At 23.1% G+C, this 1,505-nt stretch carries 2 pseudogenes; both read left to right on the top strand.

What is annotated here, in order from left to right:
• Positions 1-336 (top strand): annotated as a pseudogene (locus tag AJ887_RS01565) (alpha-2,3-sialyltransferase); the annotation flags it as partial.
• Positions 333-1,505: pseudogene (locus AJ887_RS01560) on the top strand (hypothetical protein); the annotation flags it as partial. The pseudogenes AJ887_RS01565 and AJ887_RS01560, both read left to right, overlap by 4 nt.

The raw sequence follows: 1,505 nt of genomic DNA, 5'->3' as shown, positions 1-1,505 counted from the left end.
AACCAACTTTCTTATAAACTAGGACAAGCTTTGATTTTAAATTCTAAAAGTGTATTCGGTTTTTTATCTTTACCTTTTATAATATTAAGTATTGTTATTTCACATAAACAAGAACAAAAGGCTTATAAATTTAAAATAAAGAAAAATCCAAATTTAGCTTTGCCTCCTTTAAGTTCATATGATGATTATAATGAAGCTTTAAAAATAAAAAATCATTTTTCTTATCAATTAGGAGAAGAATTTATTAAGGCTAGTAAGAATTGGCATAAAGGTGGATTATTCTTATTGCCTTATAGAGTTTTTAAGCTTTATAAGAAATTTAGGAAAAAACAATGAAAACTGCTTATATTCATATAGGGGCACCAAAAACAGGAACAACAAGTATTCAAAAATTTTTAACTTTAAATAGGGAAATTTTAAAGCAAAATGGTTATTATTACCCCAATGCTTTTGATGAAAAAGAGTATTGGTACTTGGAAAAAATGATTAAAGTTATTAACAATCATAAAATTTTAGATTTTTATCAATTCCATGATGTATTAAATAATGATGGCGAGCTATTATTAAAATTCAATAATCTTAAAAATGAAATAAATTCTTTAGAGAAAGATTATAAAATAATTTTATCTTCCGAAGGATTGTATCATCAATTAAGTAAGAAAAAAGAAATATATTTATTAAAAAAAATACTTCTTTTTTTAGGTTTTCAAGAGATTTTTATTGTAGTTTATTTTAGAGATCCTAGTGATATGTTGTGGAATTTATATACTACATATGTAAAAAACCACACTCCAACGAAACTTCATATTGAACCAGCTGAAATTAATAGCGAAGGTCGTCATTTATGTGACTATCGGAAATGTTTGGAGAATTATAGTGAAATTTTTGGAATCTCAAATGTTCTTGTCAATATTTACGATCCAGATTATTTGTATAGAAAAAATATAATTTTCGATTTTTTAAAACAAATCAATTATAATGGAAATACATCTTCTTTTATTATCCCAAATTTTCAAAATATAAGTTTGAATTATCAAGGGGTTAAGTTTTTTGAAATATTAAATAAAGAACTTTCTCTATTGAATAATCAGAATTTAGAGGAGGAAATAAGATGGGTAATTCGGGAATATTCTGAAAAATACTTGTCTTATAATAAAAATAGTTTAAGATGGTTTCCTGCTATTGATATTTTTAAATCTTATATTCCATATTTTACCTTGGCCATTAAATATTTAAATGAAAAAGGTTATACTATTAAGCATATAAACTATGAAGAAAAATGTAGATTAATAGAAATAAATACAAAACAGTTGATGTTTAATTGGGACTATTTTATACCAATTGTTAAACTTATAATAAATTTGTATACTGATTTAAATAAACATAATTTAGATAATATCAAACAAATAAATTCTCAAAATAATATAATCTTACAACAAACTAATCAAATTCATGGTTTAAATGAAACCTTAGAAAATAAAGAGAACCTATTAACTATAAAGGAA

The organism is Campylobacter sp. BCW_6466 (assembly GCF_001762835.1).
Taxonomy (GTDB): Bacteria; Campylobacterota; Campylobacteria; order Campylobacterales; family Campylobacteraceae; genus Campylobacter_D; species Campylobacter_D jejuni.
The sequence above is the reverse complement of the archived record's forward strand: the minus strand, read 5'-3'. Positions and strand labels throughout refer to the sequence as shown.